The sequence below is a fragment of the Pseudomonas sp. C11 genome, from assembly GCF_034683865.1.
In the GTDB taxonomy this organism is placed as follows: Bacteria; Pseudomonadota; Gammaproteobacteria; order Pseudomonadales; family Pseudomonadaceae; genus Aquipseudomonas.
The window spans coordinates 193,690-212,951 of the sequence record NZ_JAWIIP010000006.1; the positions used below are offsets into that span (position 1 = coordinate 193,690).

Here is a 19,262-nt window from a genome sequence, read left to right on the forward strand (position 1 = left end):
CCTCAGCCCAGGCGGCGTTGCGCTGGCGGTACAGCGTAACGCTGCTGCCAGTCCTTCCAGCGCACGCGCTCGTCGCGCACCAGCCAGCCTTCCTGCTCGGCAAAACTCTCCGACAACCAGACACCACGCGTACTGGCCGCCGTGAGTTGCCCGGCGCGCAGGGTGAACAGCTCGCCTGTGGGCTGGCCCTTGTGCAAGGCCAGCAGATACAGATCGGGGCGGCGTCGCTCCAGGCGCGCCACCAGGCTACCGCCTTCGAGACGCTCATCGACGTGGAACAGGCTGGGCGCACGGATGTCGCGCGGCAGCTCCAGATTCAGGTCATAGACCAGTTGCAGCGAAGCAGTAGGCAAGTGCACGTAGGCGCGCGGACGCTCGAGCAGGGTCAGGTTGCCGCACTGCACCGGGCGAGCGGCTCCGGACAGCGGGCTGAGGCGAAAATGGCTGGTCTCGCGATAGCGCAACGCCTCCTGATAAGGCGTCGGCAGCCAGGTGTCGCCAAAGCGACCGCTGAGCCAACTGCCCTCGCTTTCGATCAGACACTCCTCGGCCACCTCCTGGATCGCAGTGAGCAACGGCAGGTTCAGCTCATGCGCCGGCACGTAGCCCGAAATCAGCTTGAGTACGGTATCGCCCCGATCCGGACGACGCTGGCGCACCAGCACCCAGTAGTCACGCCCCTGCAGCCGCAGGGTCAGGCGTACCGACACTCCCAGATTGGCCAATTCGATCGCAAAACGCTGGCTGTCGGCGACCTCCAGCGGACGTCGCCGCTCGAGCATCTGGCGAAAATTCAGCGGCTGGCCGAGGCTCTGGTAGCTCAGCCCGTCGGGGCTGGCCTCGACGAACAATGGCAGGGTCTTGAAGCGACTCGGGTCCTTGCGAATCAGCGTACGCGACATCTCGACTCCTCATTGACTCGTGCCAGGCAGCAAGCACCCGGCGAGGTTCAGGGCGAAACAGACGGCTAGGCTGCCTCAGGCCAGGCAACAGGCACAACCCGATCCTGTAAAGGAACGTAACTTCAGCCCCGTTCGCGGATCACCGCCGCAGCCGTGGCCACGTTAGCCGCCAGGTGTGACGGATTGATGGTGCCAACGATGGCACTGCTGACGCCGGGGTGGGCGAAGATCAGCTCGAAGCTCGCGCGCACCGGGTCGACGCCGTCGGCCAGGCAGGCATGCCCGCTGGCCAGGGCCTTCTTGATCAGGATGCCTTTGCCGTGACTGGCAGCGTAGTCCAGAACCGGCTTTTCGCCCTGCTCGGCCAGGTTGTAGGTGACCATGGCGCAATCGCCCTGCTGCAATGCCAGCAGTCCACCTTCCACGGTCTTGCCGGAAATGCCATAGGCGAGAATCTTGCCCTCGCGCTTGAGCGCCTCCAGCGTCTCGTAGACGCCCGTGTCGCGCAGCACGGCCAAGTCGTTGCCATCGGAGTGCACCAGCAGCAGGTCGATGCGATCGGTTTCCAGGCGTTTCAGGCTGCGCTCCACCGACAGACGGGTATGCGCGGCAGAGAAGTCGAAGTGCGACTGACCCAGCTCGAATTCCTCGCCAGTTTTGCTGACGATCACCCATTCATCACGCTGACCGCGCAACAGCGGGCCGAGGCGCTGCTCACTGACGCCATAGGCCGGTGCGGTGTCGATCAGGTTGATACCCAGCTCACGCGCCTGCTGCAGCAAAGCGAGCGCCTGGGCATCGTCAGGGATGGTGAAGCCATTGGGGTATTTGACGCCCTGGTCGCGGCCCAACTTGACCGTGCCCAGGCCCAGCGGCGAAACGCGCAACACGGTGCTGCCCAGCGGGCGATGCAGATCGTGCAGGCTCATGGCAGCAGAGTCTCCCACACCGGCTGGGCAACGGCTGGGCGCGGCAACTCGGGCAGTGGCGCCTGAGCGCCAGGCTGCACGCCATCGCGGGCCAGGGCTTGCAGCACACGGTCGGCGAAATCCGGCGACAGCGCCAGCTTGGTCGGCCAGCCCACCAGCAGACGGCCCTGCTCGGCGAGGAAGGCGTTGTCCGGGCGCACCAGGCCGGACTGCGCCGGTTCGGCACGATCCACCCGCAGCGTGGCCCAGCAGGTCTGGCTCTGATCGACCCAGGGCAGCAGCGCGGCAACTTCCTTTTGCGCGGCCTGAATCTGCGCGGCCTCATCACGCGCCACACCCTCGGCCTCGGCCAGATCGCCGCCAAGGTACCAGACCCACTGGCCGTCGGCGGCCGGGTGCGTGGTCACGGTGACCCGCGGCTTCGGCCCGCCCCCCAGGCAATGGGCATACAACGGTTTCAACGCCGGCCCCTTGGCCAGCACCATGTGCAGCGGGCGCAATTGCTGGCGCGGCTGTTCGATACCGAGCGCTACCAGCAATTCGGCATTGCCTGCTCCCGCGCTGAGCACCACGCGTTGCGCGCGAATCTCGCGACCATCGACGCGCAGGCCAACCAGTTCACCGGCTTCGCGCAGCGGCTCGATCTGCTGGCCGGCCAGCAGGCTGTCACCGGCCAGCTCGGCCAGGCGTGTGATCAGGCTGGGCACGTCCAGCACCAGCTCGTTGAGCCGATAGACCTTGCCCTTGAACTTCGGATCGCGCAGCGCTGGCGGCAACTGATCGCCCTTGACCGCATCGACCCGCGTGCGCATGGCCTTGCTGGCGAAGAAGCTGGTCAGATTGCCGGCCAGAGTGCCGGGCGACCACAGGTAATGCGCATCGGAAAGCAGGCGCACACCGCGCAGATCCAGCTCGCCATCGCCGGCCAGCGCTTCGCGCCAGCGCCGTGGCATATCGCCGATGGCCTCGGCCGAGCCGGTCAGCGCGCCATGCAGAGCGTACTTGGCGCCGCCATGAATGATCCCCTGCGACTTCACGCTCTGCCCGCCGCCCAGGCTCGCCGACTCCACCAGGAGCGTGGAGAAGCCCTGGCGACGCAGACGGGCATTGAGCCAGAGGCCGGCGATACCGCCGCCGACGATCAGGACATCGGTGCTGAGAGCTTGGGACATGAACGGGCCTCGAAGAAAAACAGGGGCGCAGTATAACCCGTGTGCCAGGCACGCCCGCAGCCGATCAGTGCCCCGTCGACTGCGAGAACAGCTGAATCACCACCACCCCGCTGACAATCAGGCCCATGCCCAGGATGGCGGGCAGATCCAGCTTCTGTTGGTAGAACACCAGCGCAGCGATGCTCACCAGGACGATGCCCAACCCCGCCCAGATGGCATAGGCGATGCCCACCGGAATGGTGCGCACCACCAGAGTCAGCATCCAGAAGGCGATGCCGTAGCCGCCGATCACCAGCAGCAGCGGCAAGGGTTTGTTGAAGCCGTCGATGGCCTTCATCGAGGTGGTGGCGATGACTTCGCCGGCGATGGCGATTGCGAGATAGAGGTATCCGGGCATGGCGGCGACTCCTGAACGATGCCGCCGATTTTAGTCCTCGCAACGATGGGATAAAGTCATTACCCATCTGCCTGGGAGATAGGTTATGAACTGGAACCTCGATCAGCTCAACCTGTTCGTGCGCACCGCCGAGAGCCGCTCCTTCTCCGCCGTGGCCCGCGAAACCGGGCGTGCACAATCGGCGGTGAGCACTGCCATCGCCCTGCTCGAAGCGGATCTCGGGGTCGCCCTGTTCGAGCGCAGCAGCGGTCGCCAGCCGCGCCTGACCGAGGCCGGGCGCGCCTTGCTGGAAGAGGCGCGCAGCGTGCTGCAGCAATGTCAGCGCCTGGACGGCCGCGCTCTGGGTCTGGCCCGTGGCGAGGAAGCACGGCTGCGCCTGGCCCAGGACGAAGCCATGCCTTACCAACCGGTGCTGGCCAGCCTGGAGGCGCTGGCGCAGGCCTTCCCCCTTATCGAAGTGCAGCTGTCCAGCGGCGCGCAGGGCGATGTGTCGCGCAAGCTGGTGCAACGCCAGGCCGATCTTGGTCTGCTGTTCCATCACGAGCAGATGCCCGCCGAGCTGGAAAGCCAGCGCCTGGGCACCATCGAGATGGTCACGGTGTGCAGCCCGCACCACCCGCTGGCCGAGCTCGCCAGCGTCGAACGTCGCGACCTGGCCGAGCATCGCCAATTGCTGATGACACCACAGGACAGCCACTATCCCGGCGGCGAGCAGATCAGCCCGCTGGTCTGGCGCGCCGACAGTTTTTACGTCATGGCCGAGCTGGTGATCCGTGGCCTGGGCTGGGCCTGGTTGCCACGCCATGTCGCGCAGTACCCGACCTACCAGGGCCACCTGCAGGAACTGCGCAGCGACTGGGCGCCGCTGCCGCTGGTGGTGGAGCTGGTCTGGCGCCGCGATGGTGCGCTCGGCCCGGCCGCGAGCTGGCTGGCCGATTGCCTGGCGCAGGAGCTGCTGCGCCCGCAAGCCTGATCGCACTTCCAGGCTCGGGCCAGCGACGATAAGCTGCGCCCCCATGAACAGACACCTCTATACCCTGCTGCTGCACCTGGCCCTGCCCCTGATCGCCCTGCGCCTGGCCTTGCGCGCACGCAAGGCGCCGGCCTATGCGCGGCGCATCAGGGAACGCTTTTCCTTCGGCATGCCGCCGCTGCAAACCGGCGGCATCTGGGTGCATGCCGTCTCGGTCGGCGAAAGCATCGCTGCAGCGCCGATGATCCGCGCCCTGCAGGCACGGCACCCCGAGCTGCCGATCACCGTCACCTGCATGACACCGACCGGCTCCGAGCGCATCCAGGCCTTGTTCGGCAACAGCGTGCAGCACTGCTACCTGCCCTACGACCTGCCCTGGGCGGCGGCGCTCTTCCTCAATCGTGTCAAGCCGCGCCTGGCCGTGGTGATGGAAACCGAGCTGTGGCCGAACCATATCCATCAGTGCGCCAAACGCGGTATCCCGGTGGCCCTGGCCAATGCCCGTCTTTCAGAACGTTCGGCGCGCGGTTATGCACGCTTCGGCAAGCTGACCGCACCGATGCTCGCCAAGCTGTCGCTGATCGCCGTGCAGACCCAGGCCGAAGCGCAGCGCTTCCTGGCGCTTGGCGCCCGTCCCGAGTGTGTGGACGTAACCGGCTCGATCAAGTACGACCTGAAGATCGATGCCGAGCTGCCGCAGCGCGCGGCCGAACTACGCCGCCAGTGGCAGACCGAGCAGCGCCCGGTGTGGATCGCTGCCAGCACCCATGCCGGTGAAGACGAGATCATCCTCGCCGCCCATCGGCAGTTATTGAAGACCCGAACGGACGCCCTGCTGATCCTGGTGCCACGCCATCCCGAGCGGTTCGAGGCGGTTCATGAACTGTGCCTGAACCAGGGTCTGACCACGCGCAGGCGCTCCACAGGGCAAGACGTACAGGCAGGTGATCAGGTGCTGCTCGGCGACACCATGGGCGAGCTGCTGTTTCTCTATGCCCTGGCCGATATCGCCTTCGTCGGCGGCAGTCTGGTGGCCAATGGCGGGCACAACCTGCTGGAACCAGCCGCACTGGGCAAGCCAGTGCTGAGCGGGCCGCACCTGTTCAACTTCCTGGAAATCGCCACGCAACTGCGTGAAGCCGGCGCCCTGAGCGAAGTGGAAAACGCCGAGCAACTGGCAGGCAGGCTTGCCACGCTGCTGGACACTCCCACAGAAATGGCGCGGATGAGCCAGGCAGGCCTGGCCGTGCTCAAGGCCAACCAAGGCGCGCTGCAGCGCCTGCTGACAGGGCTGCAACGCCTTCTGTAGCCGGATGCAATCCGGGGATATTGCAGCACGGCGCTTGCCCCTACGACGGCTCGATCACCCCGCATCTCGGAGTTGCCGCACCTGAAAGCAAAAGCCCGACTGACGTCGGGCTTTTGCGTATCGGGCTTTCAATAGTCCTGATTGTTCTTCAGGCGCGCCTCGGCGGCAGAAGCCAGATCCGGCGGCAGGAAGTCCTTGTCCGGATTGTAGTCCGGCTTGAGGAAGCTGCCCAGCGCTTCCAGGTCAGCCGGGCTCAGCGTACCGGCAGCCTGCTTCAGGCGCAGGTTGTTGAGGATGTAGTCGTAGCGCGCGTCGTTGTAGTTGCGCACGGCGCTGTACAGCTGGCGCTGGGCATCGAGCACGTCGACGATATTGCGGGTACCGACCTGGTAACCGATCTCGGTGGCTTCCAGTGCGCTCTGGTTGGAGATGATTGACTGCTTGCGCGCCTGCACGGTTTCCACGTCGGTGTTGACCGCGCGGAACAGGTTGCGGGTGTTCTGCACCACCTGGCGGCGCAGGCTTTCGCGCAGTTGCTCAGTCTGGCCCAGGCGCTGATAAGCCTCACGCACCTGCGAGGTGGTCAGGCCGCCGCTGTACAGCGGGATATTCAGTTGCAGGCCGATGGTGCGCTGGGAAACGTCACCACTGTAGCCCGGTGACAGCGGCGAGCCCGAATTGGTGAAACCCAGGCTGTCGTTGTCGCCCTTCTGGTAGCTGGCCACGGCATCCAGGGTCGGCGCATGGCCGGCCTTGCGCTGGCGCAGATTTTCTTCGGCAGCGGTCACGGCGTACAGGCTGGCCTGCAGGTTAAGGTTCTGTGCGGCGGCAGTATCGACCCAGGCCTTGGCATCGTTGGGCGTCGGCGCCAGCACCGGCAGCGTGTGGACGATCCCCTCTACCGCCACATAATCGCGGTTGGTCAGGGTCACCAGCGCCTCGAAGGCATCCTCCACGGCACGCTCGGCGAGCAGGCGGTTGGCGCGGGCAGTGTCGAAACCGGCCTGCGCCTCGAGTACATCGGTCTTGTCGGACAGGCCGACGTCGAAACGCTCGTTGGCCTGATCCAGTTGACGTTTGAAGGCGGCTTCCTCGGCGCGAGTCGAAGCGAGAGTGTCCTGCGCACGCAGGACGGCGAAGTAGGTTTCGGCACTTTGCAGGATCAGGTTCTGCTCGGTAGCCGACAGCTCCAGTGCCGCCTGCTCGCTGGTGGCTTCGGCAGCCTGCAGCTGGAACCAGCGATCAGCCCGGAACAGCGGCTGGCTCAGGTTGGCCTGGTAGACCAGGCCACTGCGCGAACTGGTGGCGCTGGGCGAGTCGATCTCGGTGCGCGTGTCGCCATAATTGGCACCGGCCGAGAGGTTGGGCAGCAATCCGGCGCGGGCCTGTGGCACCACTTCGCGACGCGCCTTGTAGTCGGCTCGCGCGGCGGCGATATCGGCGTTGTTTCGAGCGGCCTCCTGGTACACGGTCACCAGATCGGTCTTGCTCGACAGCGGCGCTTCCTCGGCGTGAGCCAGGCTCAGCGAAGCGGCGGCCACGGCAAGGGCCAGGGATAGTCTGCGCAACATGGGTGTCGATCCTTGAATAAGGCGGTAATCGGTAAGGCTACGGGCGGCCACTGGCCAGGGTCAAGGGCCGCTCCGGTGCCTTGAGTCTAGTTTGTAAGAAGCTTTGTTGCCCGGCTGCAACAATGCCTCGGATGCTTCTCTAGAAACGTAGATAAGGTATTTGGTTTTAACGCTGCGCTGGCGATGCACGACTGCCTGGATGCAAGCCGGTGGTTTTAGAGGTGACCGCAGGCCGCGACGCGATAGCCTCGTTCCGACGCACGGGTCGACTTATTTCAGCCACTCGCTTGGTTTTACCTGCGCGCCTTGATTAGACTGCGCGAGTTCTTGTCGGGGTGCCCCATGTGAGGGGCTGAGATTGGCAACTGCCGGATCCCGTTGAACCTGATCAGGTTAAGGCCTGCGTAGGGAACAAGATGTCCTCGCCGCATTCGTGGCGAGTCTCTCGGCACCACCTTCGGTGCGCCCGCGCTCGTACTCCGCCCAGGTTCTACTCCGACATCCAGCCCGGAGAGCCCTGATGAGTACACAACAACAAAAGCACCTGAGCGAAAGCGCCCAGGTCGACCAGCAGTCCGTACAGCCCTTCCCCCGTTCGCAGAAAGTCTATGTGCAGGGTTCACGCCCGGACATCCGCGTGCCGATGCGCGAGATCAGCCTGGACGTCACACCCACCGACTTCGGTGGCGAGATCAACGCGCCGGTCACCGTCTACGACACCTCCGGCCCCTATACCGACCCGAACGTCAGCATCGACGTGCGTAAGGGTCTGGCCGACGTACGCAGCGCCTGGATCGAGGATCGCGGCGACACCGAGAAACTGCCGGGTCTGTCCTCCGAGTTCGGCCAGCGTCGCCTGGCCGATGAAGAGCTGACCAAGATGCGCTTCGCCCACGTGCGCAACCCGCGCCGGGCCAAGGCCGGGCATAACGTCAGCCAGATGCACTACGCCAAGAAGGGCATCATCACGCCCGAGATGGAATACGTCGCCATCCGCGAGAACATGAAGCTGGCCGAAGCCCGTGAAGCCGGCCTGCTCAATGAGCAGCACGCCGGCCACAGCTTCGGCGCCGCCATTCCGAAAGAGATCACCCCCGAGTTCGTGCGCAGCGAAGTCGCCCGCGGCCGCGCCATCATCCCAGCCAACATCAACCACGTGGAGCTGGAGCCGATGATCATCGGCCGCAACTTCCTGGTGAAGATCAACGGCAACATCGGCAACTCGGCGCTGGGTTCCTCCATCGAGGAAGAAGTGGCCAAGCTGACCTGGGGCATCCGCTGGGGCTCGGACACGGTGATGGATCTGTCCACCGGCAAGCACATCCATGAAACCCGCGAATGGATCATCCGCAACTCGCCGGTACCGATCGGCACCGTGCCGATCTACCAAGCGCTGGAGAAGGTCGGTGGCATCGCCGAAGACCTGACCTGGGAGCTGTTCCGCGACACCCTGATCGAGCAGGCCGAACAGGGCGTGGACTACTTCACCATCCACGCAGGCGTATTGCTGCGCTACGTGCCGCTGACCGCCAAGCGCGTGACCGGCATCGTCAGCCGTGGCGGCTCGATCATGGCCAAGTGGTGCCTGGCGCACCACAAGGAAAACTTCCTCTACACCCATTTCGACGACATCTGCGAGATCATGAAGGCCTACGACGTGTCCTTCTCGCTGGGCGATGGCCTGCGCCCCGGTTCGATTGCCGATGCCAACGACGCCGCGCAGTTCGGCGAACTGGAAACCCTCGGCGAGCTGACCAAAATCGCCTGGAAGCATGACGTGCAATGCATGATCGAAGGTCCCGGCCACGTGCCCATGCACCTGATCAAGGAGAACATGGACAAGCAGCTCGAATGCTGCGACGAGGCGCCGTTCTACACCCTCGGCCCGCTGACCACCGACATCGCGCCGGGCTACGACCACATCACCAGCGGCATCGGCGCGGCGATGATCGGCTGGTTCGGCTGCGCCATGCTCTGCTACGTCACGCCCAAGGAGCATCTGGGCCTGCCGAACAAGGATGACGTGAAGACCGGCATCATCACCTACAAGATCGCCGCCCATGCCGCCGACCTGGCCAAGGGTCATCCGGGTGCACAGATCCGCGACAACGCGCTCTCCAAGGCGCGCTTCGAGTTCCGCTGGGAAGACCAGTTCAACCTCGGCCTCGACCCGGACACCGCACGCGCCTACCACGACGAGACGCTGCCGAAGGATTCGGCCAAGGTGGCGCACTTCTGCTCCATGTGCGGGCCTAAGTTCTGCTCGATGAAGATCACCCAGGAAGTACGCGACTACGCCAAGGAGCAACGCATCGACGCCGTCGACCTGGAGGCCGAGCAGGGCATGCAGGCCAAGGCCGAGGAGTTCAAGGCGCAGGGCAGCCAGCTGTACCAGAAGGTGTAGCGACGCACTTTCCGTCAGCCAGGCTTGATCGGCGAGCACTATGCTCGCTAGTGTGATGCGTAACGGGCCGCAGTTCAGACCGTGTGAAACCGTAGCGAGCGAAGGTCAGGCAAGGCGAAAAACGGCGAGAAAGCGCAGTTTACGAGCTGTAAATGAGCATTTTGAGCCGTTTTTTAACGCAGCATGGCCGAGCGCAGTAGTTTTCACACAGTCTGATTTTGGCCCGTTACGACCATCTGGGGGTGCAATGAACAAAGACGACATCGACATCATCGAGCGCGAGAACTGCTTTCGCGGCTTCTACCGGCTCGACCGGATCAAGCTGCGCCATCGCCAGTTCGCCGGCAACATGGGCCCGCAACTGACCCGCGAGCTGTTCGTGCGTCACGACGCCGTCTGCGTCCTGCCCTATGACCCGCAGCGCGATGAAGTGGTGCTGATCGAGCAGTTCCGGGTCGGCGCCATGGACAAGGCGGCCAATCCCTGGCTGCTGGAGTTGGTCGCCGGGCTGATCGACAAGGACGAGGAGCCCGAAGAGGTCGCACGCCGCGAAGCGGTCGAAGAAGCCGATCTGATCCTCGGCCCGCTGTGGCCAATCACCCAGTATTTCCCCTCCCCTGGCGGCTCCGACGAGTTCGTCCACCTGTTCCTCGGTCGCTGCGACAGCAGCGGTGCCGGCGGTGTGCATGGACTGCCGGAGGAAGGCGAGGACATCCGCGTGCACGTGATGCCACTGGCCGATGCCCTGGCCGCCGTGCGCGATGGGCGCATCAACAACGCCGCCAGCATCATTGCCCTGCAATGGCTGGCGCTGAACCGCGACGAAGTACGGGGCATGTGGTCATGAATGCCCTGCGCGAGCGCTATCGGGTCGACCTGGTCGAACTGCAGAGCGCCTGCGAAGCCAACTACGCACGGCTGATGCGTCTGTTACCGAACATGCGCAGCGGCCACCAGGCCCGCCGCGTGGCGCTCAGCCAGGGCGAGCACCTGCTGGGCGTGCTCAATCTGGAGGTGCAGGAAAGCTGCCCTTACACCACGACCCTGTGTGTGCGCCAGGAGCACAGCCTACCCTGGCTGCCGGTGCCACAGCTGGAGGTGCGGGTTTACCATGACGCACGCATGGCCGAAGTCATCGGAGCCGAGAATGCCCGGCGCCTGCACATTCGCTACCCTTATCCGAACGCCGCCATGCATCAGCCGGACGAGAAGAGCCAACTCAACCTGTTCCTCGGCGAGTGGCTGAGCCATTGCCTGGCCTGTGGCCACGAGCCCCAACCGGTCATCTGAGGCCGTCTTCAAGCTTGCACCGCGCTGGCCGATAGCATCGCCCGTGCGATCCAATGGCCTCTCCGGCACTCGCTGCACCGATGCCGCATAGACAGGCGCTCCCTTGCAAGCGCCAAATGCAGCGTTTTTCTGTGACGCAAGTCGAGTTCCTGGGTTTTCTCTTTACCGCGCCAGCCACCATAATTCAGTCGATTGCGACCTAGGAGACCGCCTTGCCGAGTCATGCCCCCCTCGCCACCGATTCCTCGGTGCTGCTGGTGCAACTGTCCGACAGCCATCTGTTCGCCGAAGCGGACGGCAAGCTGCTGGGCATGGAGACCTGCGCCAGCCTGAAACGGGTGATCGAGCAGGTGCAGCAGGAGCAGCCCGGCATCGATCTGATCCTCGCCACTGGCGACCTGTCGCAGGATGGCAGCCTGGAATCCTACGAGCGGTTTCGCCGCCTCACCGAGGCATTCGCCACGCCCGTACGCTGGCTGGCCGGCAACCATGACGAAGTTCCGCCCATGCAGGCGGCCTGTGCCGACAGCACACTGCTGGAGCCGGTGATCGACGTCGGCGCCTGGCGTGTCGTCATGCTCGACTCTTCGATCCCTGGTGCCGTACCGGGTTTTCTCGCCGACAGCCAGCTCGAGTTGCTCGAGCGCGCCCTGAGCGAAGCGCCCGAGCGCCATCACCTGATCTGCCTGCACCACCACCCGGTGTCCATCGGCTGCAAATGGATGGAGCCCATTGGCCTGCGCAATCCCGATACCCTGTTCGCCATTCTCGAGCGCCACTCACAGGCCCGCGCCGTGCTCTGGGGGCATATCCATCAGGAGTTCGATCAGCAGCGCGGCAACCTGCGCCTGCTCGCCTCGCCCTCGACCTGCGTACAGTTCGCCCCGGGCAGCGAAGACTTCCAGGTCAGTAACGAAGCCCCCGGCTACCGCTGGCTGCGCCTGCACACCGACGGCAGGCTGGAAACCGGCGTCTCGCGCGTTACCGGCATCACCTTCGAGATCGATTACAGCGTCAAGGGCTATTGAGGCCACACGCTGCAGACCTCAGTCTGCAGGAAAACCGCTTTGCGCTTGCCTGTAACCTGCCGCCTGAAGCCTACCGCCGCTTTTTGTAGTAGCCTCCCGCACCATGACTGCGTCCATCCTTTATATCCACGGCCTCAACAGCTCACCCGCCTCGCACAAGGCCAGGCAGTTGAGCCGCGCCATGACGCACCTGCAAATCGCCGAGCACCTACGCGTACCGGCGCTGCATCATCATCCGCGCCAGGCCATGGCCCAGCTCGAAGCATTGGTGGCCGAGCTCGGCGCGCCGCTGCTGGTCGGCAGCTCGCTGGGCGGCTATTACGCCACCTACCTGGCCGAGCGGCATGGCCTCAAGGCCCTGCTGATCAACCCGGCGGTGCGCCCGCACCTGCGCTTCGACGGCTACCTCGGCCCGCAGAAGAATTTCTACAGCGACGAGACCTGGGAACTCACCGAGGATCACATCCACGCCCTGGCTGAGCTGGAAGTACCACCGCCACAGGATGCCAGCCGCTATCAGGTGTGGCTGCAGACCGCTGACGAAACCCTCGACTACCGCGACGCCGAACGCTACTACCGGGTCTGCGCTCTGCGCATCCAGGCCGGCGGCGATCATGGTTTCCAGGGCTTTACCGAACGTTTGCCGGCGCTCTTCGCATTCGCCGGCATTGGCGCCACACTCTGGCGCGATACTGACTTTTCCGCCTTCAATTGACGATCAAGAGAGCACATGGCCCAGCAGAACGCCTATAACGCCGACGCTATCGAAGTCCTTTCCGGCCTCGACCCGGTGCGCAAGCGCCCGGGCATGTACACCGACACCACGCGCCCCAACCACCTGGCCCAGGAAGTGATCGACAACAGTGTCGACGAAGCCCTGGCCGGGCATGCCAAGAGCATCCAGGTGATCCTCCACGAGGACAACTCCCTGGAAGTGCTCGACGATGGTCGCGGCATGCCGGTGGACATCCACCCGGAAGAAGGCGTACCAGGCGTCGAGCTGATCCTCACCAAGCTGCATGCCGGCGGCAAGTTCAGCAACAAGAACTACCAGTTCTCCGGCGGCCTGCACGGCGTCGGCATCAGCGTGGTCAACGCCCTGTCGACGCGCGTGGTGGTTACCGTCAAGCGCGACGGCAGCGAATACCAGATGAGCTTCGCCGACGGTTTCAAGGCCAGCGATCTCGAAGTCATCGGCAGCGTCGGCAAGCGCAACACCGGCACCAGCGTGCACTTCTGGCCGGACGCCAAGTATTTCGACTCCTTCAAGTTCTCGGTCAGCCGCCTCAAGCATGTGCTCAAGGCCAAGGCCGTGCTGTGCCCGGGCCTCTCCGTTACCTTCGAGGACAAGGCCGCCGGCGAGAAAGTCGAGTGGCTGTACGAGGATGGTCTGCGTTCCTACCTGGTCGATGCCGTCAGCGAATTCGAGCGCCTGCCGGCCGAGCCCTTCGTCGGCAGCCTGGCCGGCAACAAGGAAGCGGTGGACTGGGCGCTGCTGTGGCTGCCCGAGGGCGGCGACGCGGTGCAGGAAAGCTACGTCAACCTGATCCCAACTGCGCAAGGCGGCACCCACGTCAACGGCCTGCGCCAGGGCCTGCTGGATGCCATGCGCGAGTTCTGCGAGTTCCGCAACCTGCTGCCGCGCGGCGTAAAACTCGCCCCGGAAGACATCTGGGAGCGCATCGCCTTCGTTCTCTCGATGAAGATGCAGGACGCCCAGTTCTCCGGCCAGACCAAGGAGCGCCTGTCCTCCCGTGAGGCCGCGGCCTTCGTTTCCGGTGTGGTCAAGGACGCCTTCAGCCTGTGGCTCAACGCCAACCCGGAAACCGGTCTGCAACTGGCCGAGCTGGCCATCAGCAACGCCGGGCGCCGCCTCAAGGCCGGCAAGAAAGTCGAGCGCAAGAAGATCACCCAGGGCCCGGCATTGCCAGGCAAGTTGGCCGACTGCGCCGGGCAGAACCCGCTGCGCTGCGAGCTGTTCCTGGTCGAGGGTGATTCGGCCGGCGGCAGCGCCAAGCAGGCGCGCGACAAGGAATTCCAGGCCATCATGCCGCTGCGCGGCAAGATCCTGAACACCTGGGAAGTGGACGGCAGCGAAGTGCTGGCCAGCCAGGAGGTACATGATATCGCCGTGGCCATCGGCATCGATCCGGGTTCGAGCGACCTGAGTCAGCTGCGCTACGGCAAGATCTGCATCCTCGCCGACGCCGACTCCGACGGCCTGCACATCGCCACCCTGCTCTGTGCCCTGTTCGTCCGGCACTTCCGTCCGCTGGTGGATGCCGGGCACGTCTACGTGGCCATGCCGCCGCTGTACCGCATCGACCTGGGCAAGGAAATCTTCTACGCCCTGGACGATGCCGAGCGCGACGGCATCCTCGACCGACTGGTGGCCGAGAAACGCCGCGGCAAGCCGCAGGTCACGCGCTTCAAGGGTCTCGGCGAGATGAACCCGCCGCAACTGCGCGAAACCACCATGGATCCGAACACCCGTCGCCTGGTGCAGCTCACGCTGGATGATTTCGACGGCACCCGCGAGGTGATGGACATGCTGCTGGCGAAAAAGCGCGCCAGCGACCGCAAGAACTGGCTGGAGTCCAAGGGCAACCTGGCCGAGGTTCTAGCCTGATGCGTTGGCTGATACTGGCTGCCAGCCTGTTGGCGGGCCTGGCGCACGCCGAGCAGGCAGCACTGGAAGAGTTGCGCCTGGGCGCCGAGTACCCGGTCGAGGGCATGGCCAATGGCAATCTCTCCGGCCTGGCCAAGTGCGGCGAAACCCTGTGGGGCGTTTCGGATCGCGACGACGACCGCGTATTCCAGCTCAACCTCGATGGCGATCACCTGCAAGCCGAAGCGGAAACCTTCGTCGCCCCGGAGCCGCCCGAGAGTCAGCAGCCCTGGGGGATGCGCATGCGCAACTGGGCGGCCAGCCTGGTACGTGGCGGCACCCTGGATTTCGAGGGTTTGAGTTGTGACGCGCAGGGCAATCGCTATCTGGTCAGCGAAACCCAGTCTGCCGTATTGCAACTGGCGCCCAACGGCGCGGCCCAGTGGCTGCGCCTGCCCAATGCCCTGGTACGCCAGGCGCGAGCCAGCGGCATGTTGCTGCACTTCAACCAGGGGTTCGAGGGCATCGCCATCGACCCCGCTGGCGAACGCCTGTGGCTGGCCGCCGAGCAACGCCGCCGGGGCCTGGCCGTGCTGCATCGGCAGAACAGCACCTGGCGCTGCACCGGCGGCTGCGTACTGTTCAATGATAGCGGTACGCAGCCATCGCCGGCAGCGTTGGGCGGGCACGACGCGCCGCGCGACTTCTCCGGCCTGAGCTACTTCGAGAACAAACTGTTCACCCTCGAACGCCAGGCCTATCGCATCTGCCGTCGCACGCTGAGCGATGGCGCAGTCGAGCGCTGCTGGTCGTTCGCGGCCGAGGCGCTCAGCGAGCCCCGTCGCTACACGGCGGACTATGGTGTGGCCGAGGCCCTGTGGATCGACAAGGACGGCGCCTGGATCGGCGTCGACAACGGCAGCCTGACGCGCGCCGATGGCGAACAACGCCCCATCGTTTGGCGCTTCAAAGCCCCCGAGGGCGGCTGGAGTCAGCGCCAGTGAGCGAACAGACGCCAGGCAAACGTGCCGGACGCGTGATGTGGGTGCTCGCCTGGGGTGCCGGCCTGCTGCTGGCCACGCATTTCTTCGGCGACTGGGAAGAGCGCCAGCGTAATCCCAACCAGACACCGCACTCGGTGCATGGCGAGGGTTACGTGGAAGTCAGCCTGGCCGGCAACCGCCAGGGGCATTACTTGCTGGACGGGCAGATCGACGGCCAGCCGGTGACCTTCCTGCTCGACACCGGTGCCACCGCCGTGGCCATCCCCGAAGCGCTGGCACGCAAGCTCGGCCTCAAGCGTGGCGCACCGATCACCCTGAGCACTGCCAATGGCCGTGCCACCGGGCACCGCACGCGCCTGGACAGCCTGCGCCTCGGCGACATCGAACTGCGCGACGTGGCCGCGCTGATCGCCCCCGGCATGGACGGCGACGAAGTGCTGCTGGGCATGAGCGCCCTGAAACAACTCGAATTCACTCAGAAGGGCGGCACCCTGGTGCTGCGCCAATCAACCCTGCAATGAGGCCCGCATGAGCGAATCCCTCGATTTGAGCCTGGAAGGCGTGGAGCGTCGGTCGCTGGCCGAGTTCACCGAACAGGCCTACCTGAACTACTCCATGTACGTGATCATGGATCGCGCCCTGCCGCATATCGGCGATGGCCTCAAGCCGGTACAGCGCCGCATCATCTATGCCATGAGCGAGCTGGGCCTGGACGCCGATTCCAAGCACAAGAAGTCGGCGCGTACCGTCGGCGACGTGCTCGGTAAATACCACCCGCACGGCGACAGCGCCTGCTACGAAGCCATGGTGCTGATGGCGCAGCCATTCAGCTACCGCTATACCCTGGTCGACGGTCAGGGCAACTGGGGTGCGCCGGACGATCCCAAATCCTTCGCCGCCATGCGTTACACCGAGGCGCGCCTGTCGCGTTACTCGGAGGTGTTGCTCGACGAACTGGGCCAGGGCACCGTCGACTGGGTGCCGAACTTCGACGGCACCATGAACGAGCCGGCCACCCTGCCGGCGCGCCTGCCCAACCTGCTGCTCAACGGCACCACCGGCATCGCCGTGGGCATGGCCACCGACGTGCCGCCGCACAACCTGCGCGAAGTCGCTGCTGCCTGCGTGCGCCTGCTCGACGAGCCGAGCGCGGGTATCGAACAGTTGATGGAACACGTGCAGGGCCCGGATTTCCCCACCGAGGCGGAAATCATCACGCCGCGCGCCGACCTGCTGAAGATCTACCAGACCGGCCGCGGCTCGGTGCGCATGCGCGCCGTTTACCGCGTCGAGGACGGCGATATCGTCGTCACCGCGCTGCCGCACCAGGTTTCCGGGGCCAAGGTGCTGGAACAGATCGCCGCGCAGATGCAGGCCAAGAAGCTGCCGATGGTCGCCGACCTGCGTGACGAGTCCGACCACGAGAACCCCTGCCGCATCGTCATCATCCCGCGCTCCAACCGGGTCGATGCCGAAGAGCTGATGACCCACCTGTTCGCCACCACCGACCTGGAGTCCAGCTACCGGGTCAACACCAACGTCATTGGCCTCGACGGCAAACCGTCGGTCAAGGATCTGCGCACCCTGCTCAGCGAGTGGCTGGTGTATCGCGTCGGCACCGTGCGCCGTCGCCTGCAGTTCCGCCTGGACAAGGTGGAGAAGCGCCTGCACCTGTTGGAAGGCTTGCTGATCGCTTTCCTCAACCTCGACGAAGTCATCCGTATCATCCGCAGCGAGGATCACCCCAAGCCGGTGCTGATGGAGCGCTTCGGCCTCACCGACATCCAGGCCGATTACATCCTCGACACCCGCCTGCGTCAGCTCGCCCGCCTGGAAGAAATGAAGATCCGCGGCGAGCAGGACGAACTGGCCAAGGAGCGCGAAAAACTCCTGGCCCTGCTCGGCAGCGAAGCCAAGTTGAAGAAACTGGTGCGCAAGGAAATCCTCGAAGACGCCGAAAAATACGGCGACGACCGCCGCTCGCCGATCGTCGAGCGCGCCGAAGCCCGTGCCCTGTCGGAAACCGAGCTGATGCCGACCGAACCGGTCACCGTGGTGCTCTCGGAAAAAGGCTGGGTGCGCTGCGCCAAGGGCCACGACATCGACGCCACCGGCCTGTCCTACAAGGCCGGTGACGGCTTCAAGGCGGCAGCGCCAGGCCGATCCAACCAGTACGCGGTATTCATCGACTCGACCGGGCGCAGCTACTCGCTGGCCGCCCACAGCCTGCCATCGGCGCGCGGTCAGGGCGAGCCGCTGACCGGCCGCCTGACACCGCCGCCAGGCGCCAGCTTCGAGTGCCTGCTGCTGCCCGATGACAGTGCGCTGTACGTGATCGCCTCGGACGCGGGCTATGGCTTCGTGGTCAAGGGCGAAGACCTGCAGGCCAAGAACAAGGCCGGCAAGGCCTTGCTGACCCTGCCCAACGGCGCCCACGTGGTCGCGCCCAAGCCGCTGAATAGCCTCGAAGATGACTGGCTGGCGGCCGTCACCACCGAAGGCCGCCTGCTGCTGTTCCCCGTGCGCGACCTGCCGCAACTGGGCAAAGGCAAGGGCAACAAGATCATCGGCATCCCCGGTGAGCGCGTGGCCAGCCGCGAGGAGTACCTGACGGATCTGGCCGTTCTGCCGAACGGTAGCAGCCTGGTCTTGCAGGCCGGCAAGCGCACCCTGACACTCAAGGCCGATGACCTCGAACACTACAAGGGTGAGCGTGGCCGCCGTGGTAACAAGCTGCCGCGCGGCTTCCAGCGGGTCGATCAGTTGCTGGTCGAGTGATCCCAGCCGTCTGACAGACGGCAGTAAGGGCTGGAGTCAAAAGGCGGTTTGACGGATGATACGCGGCTCGGGCTGCCGGTCTTGGCAGCCCATTGGCATGAAATGCTATTGATGTGCAGCCTTCATCCTGGCTGCCGGGATCTGATGATGACCGTAGTACGCCCCCTGGGCCTGTTCCTGGCCTCTCTGCTGACGCTGAGTGGCTGTAGCCTGCTGCAACCCAAGCCGGTACCGCTCTACCAGCTGGATGCCGGCGAAGCGGTGGCACCGAACCAGCAGAACGGCGTTGCAGTTCTGGTCGGGCCCGTCAGCGTCGCCGACTACCTGCGCAACAGCAATCTGCTGCAACGCCAGGCGGACGGCAGCCTGGTGGCCGCCCCCAACGCGCGCTGGGCCAGTGGCCTGGCCAACGATATCGACCAGCAACTGCTGCGTCAGTTGGCCTGGCGTCTCGACAGCCAACGCCTGGTACTGGCTCCGGCGCCCGGCTTCAGCGCCGATGCGCAAGTGATGCTGACCATCACCCGCCTCGACTCTGGCCCCAGCGAGCCCGCCGTGCTGGAAGCGCAATGGCGACTGCTCGACCGCCGTGGCCAGTTGCGTGACAGTCGTCTGATCCACCTGGAAGAGAAACACGACGGCAGCCTTCCGCAGCAGGTCAAGGCGCAGAGCGTTCTGCTGCAGCGCATGGCGGCCGAGTTGGCAGTGGCCATCCAGCCGGTGGTAGCGCTGGTCGAACAACCGGCGCCAGTTGTTCGGAGGAAGCCAGCCCCCTCCAAACCGGAAGTTCAGGCGCCGCCACAGGTGCCGAAGATCCCGGTGGCCGAGCCCATCAAGATCGATAAGGAAGTGTTCCGCTTCTAAGAAAAAGCCCGCAAATGCGGGCTTTTTCTTGGC

The 19,262-nt window shown here is 65.0% G+C and carries 17 protein-coding genes and 1 riboswitch; of the genes, 12 read left to right on the plus strand and 5 right to left on the minus strand.

The genetic code is table 11. From position 1 onward, the window contains the following. Positions 1 to 2 precede the first annotated feature (2 nt). From VC352_RS11975 to VC352_RS11990, 4 genes are all read right to left on the minus strand, one after another. A complete protein-coding gene (locus VC352_RS11975) occupies positions 3 to 902 on the minus strand; it encodes a metal ABC transporter ATPase (RefSeq protein ID WP_322979780.1) in 900 nt (299 codons plus the stop codon). Between the two features lie 122 nt (positions 903 to 1,024). After that, positions 1,025 to 1,831: an aldo/keto reductase gene (locus tag VC352_RS11980; RefSeq protein WP_322979781.1), complete on the minus strand. Its 807-nt coding sequence runs from the start codon at positions 1,829 to 1,831 to the stop codon at positions 1,025 to 1,027. Then, positions 1,828 to 3,003, minus strand: a complete 1,176-nt coding sequence (locus tag VC352_RS11985; protein ID WP_322979782.1) for an NAD(P)/FAD-dependent oxidoreductase — start codon at positions 3,001 to 3,003, stop codon at positions 1,828 to 1,830. The genes VC352_RS11980 and VC352_RS11985 overlap by 4 nt, the downstream gene beginning before the upstream one ends. Before the next feature lie 64 nt (positions 3,004 to 3,067). Then, entirely contained in the window at positions 3,068 to 3,400 is a 333-nt protein-coding gene (locus VC352_RS11990; RefSeq protein WP_322979783.1) for a multidrug efflux SMR transporter, read from the minus strand. 85 nt (positions 3,401 to 3,485) lie between these two features. Here VC352_RS11990 and VC352_RS11995 point away from each other — a divergent pair, with 85 nt between their 5' ends. Together VC352_RS11995 and waaA are read left to right on the plus strand one after the other, a co-directional pair. Continuing rightward, positions 3,486 to 4,373 (plus strand): LysR family transcriptional regulator, encoded by an 888-nt coding sequence (locus tag VC352_RS11995; protein WP_322979784.1) that lies wholly within the window; start codon positions 3,486 to 3,488, stop codon positions 4,371 to 4,373. Between the two features lie 43 nt (positions 4,374 to 4,416). Beyond that, complete coding sequence (gene waaA, locus VC352_RS12000) at positions 4,417 to 5,682, plus strand: lipid IV(A) 3-deoxy-D-manno-octulosonic acid transferase (protein ID WP_322979785.1); 1,266 nt, start codon at positions 4,417 to 4,419, stop codon at positions 5,680 to 5,682. Positions 5,683 to 5,810: 128 nt separating this feature from the next. On the opposite strand, the gene VC352_RS12005 is transcribed toward waaA, so the two are convergent. Further along, complete coding sequence (locus VC352_RS12005; protein WP_322979786.1) at positions 5,811 to 7,253, minus strand: TolC family outer membrane protein; 1,443 nt, start codon at positions 7,251 to 7,253, stop codon at positions 5,811 to 5,813. A gap of 321 nt (positions 7,254 to 7,574) precedes the next feature. Beyond that, positions 7,575 to 7,681, plus strand: a riboswitch (TPP riboswitch). Positions 7,682 to 7,773: 92 nt separating this feature from the next. Between VC352_RS12005 and thiC the strand changes: the two genes are divergently transcribed. From thiC to VC352_RS12055, 10 genes are all read left to right on the plus strand, one after another. Next, entirely contained in the window at positions 7,774 to 9,657 is a 1,884-nt protein-coding gene (gene thiC / locus VC352_RS12010) for a phosphomethylpyrimidine synthase ThiC (protein WP_322979787.1), read from the plus strand. Positions 9,658 to 9,904: 247 nt separating this feature from the next. Next, a complete protein-coding gene (locus VC352_RS12015) occupies positions 9,905 to 10,504 on the plus strand; it encodes an NUDIX domain-containing protein (protein ID WP_280065215.1) in 600 nt (199 codons plus the stop codon). After that, positions 10,495 to 10,947, plus strand: a complete 453-nt coding sequence (locus VC352_RS12020; RefSeq protein ID WP_322979788.1) for a DUF1249 domain-containing protein — start codon at positions 10,495 to 10,497, stop codon at positions 10,945 to 10,947. Before VC352_RS12015 ends, VC352_RS12020 begins: the two co-directional genes overlap by 10 nt. Positions 10,948 to 11,159: 212 nt before the next feature. Beyond that, the gene (cpdA, locus tag VC352_RS12025) at positions 11,160 to 11,975 is read left to right on the plus strand and encodes a 3',5'-cyclic-AMP phosphodiesterase (protein ID WP_322979789.1); all 816 of its coding nucleotides are present in this window, start codon (positions 11,160 to 11,162) and stop codon (positions 11,973 to 11,975) included. Between the two features lie 103 nt (positions 11,976 to 12,078). Continuing rightward, on the plus strand, positions 12,079 to 12,690 hold the full coding sequence (locus tag VC352_RS12030; protein WP_322979790.1) for a YqiA/YcfP family alpha/beta fold hydrolase: 612 nt from the start codon (positions 12,079 to 12,081) through the stop codon (positions 12,688 to 12,690). Between the two features lie 15 nt (positions 12,691 to 12,705). Further along, positions 12,706 to 14,604, plus strand: coding sequence for a DNA topoisomerase IV subunit B (parE, locus tag VC352_RS12035; protein ID WP_322979791.1), 1,899 nt, complete (start codon positions 12,706 to 12,708; stop codon positions 14,602 to 14,604). Then, entirely contained in the window at positions 14,604 to 15,587 is a 984-nt protein-coding gene (locus tag VC352_RS12040) for an esterase-like activity of phytase family protein (RefSeq protein WP_322979792.1), read from the plus strand. The genes parE and VC352_RS12040 overlap by 1 nt, the downstream gene beginning before the upstream one ends. Positions 15,588 to 15,622: 35 nt before the next feature. Beyond that, a complete protein-coding gene (locus tag VC352_RS12045; RefSeq protein WP_416340159.1) occupies positions 15,623 to 16,108 on the plus strand; it encodes a retropepsin-like aspartic protease family protein in 486 nt (161 codons plus the stop codon). A gap of 7 nt (positions 16,109 to 16,115) precedes the next feature. Beyond that, the gene (gene parC / locus VC352_RS12050; RefSeq protein WP_322979794.1) at positions 16,116 to 18,365 is read left to right on the plus strand and encodes a DNA topoisomerase IV subunit A; all 2,250 of its coding nucleotides are present in this window, start codon (positions 16,116 to 16,118) and stop codon (positions 18,363 to 18,365) included. A 144-nt stretch (positions 18,366 to 18,509) separates the two neighbouring features. Beyond that, entirely contained in the window at positions 18,510 to 19,229 is a 720-nt protein-coding gene (locus tag VC352_RS12055) for a PqiC family protein (protein WP_322979795.1), read from the plus strand. Positions 19,230 to 19,262: the final 33 nt, after the last annotated feature.

Coding starts and splice junctions, on each gene's coding strand:
- thiC (WP_322979787.1), top strand. CDS start 7,774: ATGAGTACACAACAACAAAAGCACCTGAGCGAAAGCGCCCAGGTCGAC.
- VC352_RS11975 (WP_322979780.1), bottom strand. CDS start 902: ATGTCGCGTACGCTGATTCGCAAGGACCCGAGTCGCTTCAAGACCCTG.
- waaA (WP_322979785.1), top strand. CDS start 4,417: ATGAACAGACACCTCTATACCCTGCTGCTGCACCTGGCCCTGCCCCTG.
- VC352_RS12005 (WP_322979786.1), bottom strand. CDS start 7,253: ATGTTGCGCAGACTATCCCTGGCCCTTGCCGTGGCCGCCGCTTCGCTG.
- parC (WP_322979794.1), top strand. CDS start 16,116: ATGAGCGAATCCCTCGATTTGAGCCTGGAAGGCGTGGAGCGTCGGTCG.
- VC352_RS11980 (WP_322979781.1), bottom strand. CDS start 1,831: ATGAGCCTGCACGATCTGCATCGCCCGCTGGGCAGCACCGTGTTGCGC.
- VC352_RS12055 (WP_322979795.1), top strand. CDS start 18,510: ATGATGACCGTAGTACGCCCCCTGGGCCTGTTCCTGGCCTCTCTGCTG.
- VC352_RS12040 (WP_322979792.1), top strand. CDS start 14,604: ATGCGTTGGCTGATACTGGCTGCCAGCCTGTTGGCGGGCCTGGCGCAC.
- VC352_RS12015 (WP_280065215.1), top strand. CDS start 9,905: ATGAACAAAGACGACATCGACATCATCGAGCGCGAGAACTGCTTTCGC.
- VC352_RS11995 (WP_322979784.1), top strand. CDS start 3,486: ATGAACTGGAACCTCGATCAGCTCAACCTGTTCGTGCGCACCGCCGAG.
- VC352_RS11985 (WP_322979782.1), bottom strand. CDS start 3,003: ATGTCCCAAGCTCTCAGCACCGATGTCCTGATCGTCGGCGGCGGTATC.
- VC352_RS11990 (WP_322979783.1), bottom strand. CDS start 3,400: ATGCCCGGATACCTCTATCTCGCAATCGCCATCGCCGGCGAAGTCATC.
- parE (WP_322979791.1), top strand. CDS start 12,706: ATGGCCCAGCAGAACGCCTATAACGCCGACGCTATCGAAGTCCTTTCC.
- VC352_RS12045 (WP_416340159.1), top strand. CDS start 15,623: ATGTGGGTGCTCGCCTGGGGTGCCGGCCTGCTGCTGGCCACGCATTTC.
- VC352_RS12030 (WP_322979790.1), top strand. CDS start 12,079: ATGACTGCGTCCATCCTTTATATCCACGGCCTCAACAGCTCACCCGCC.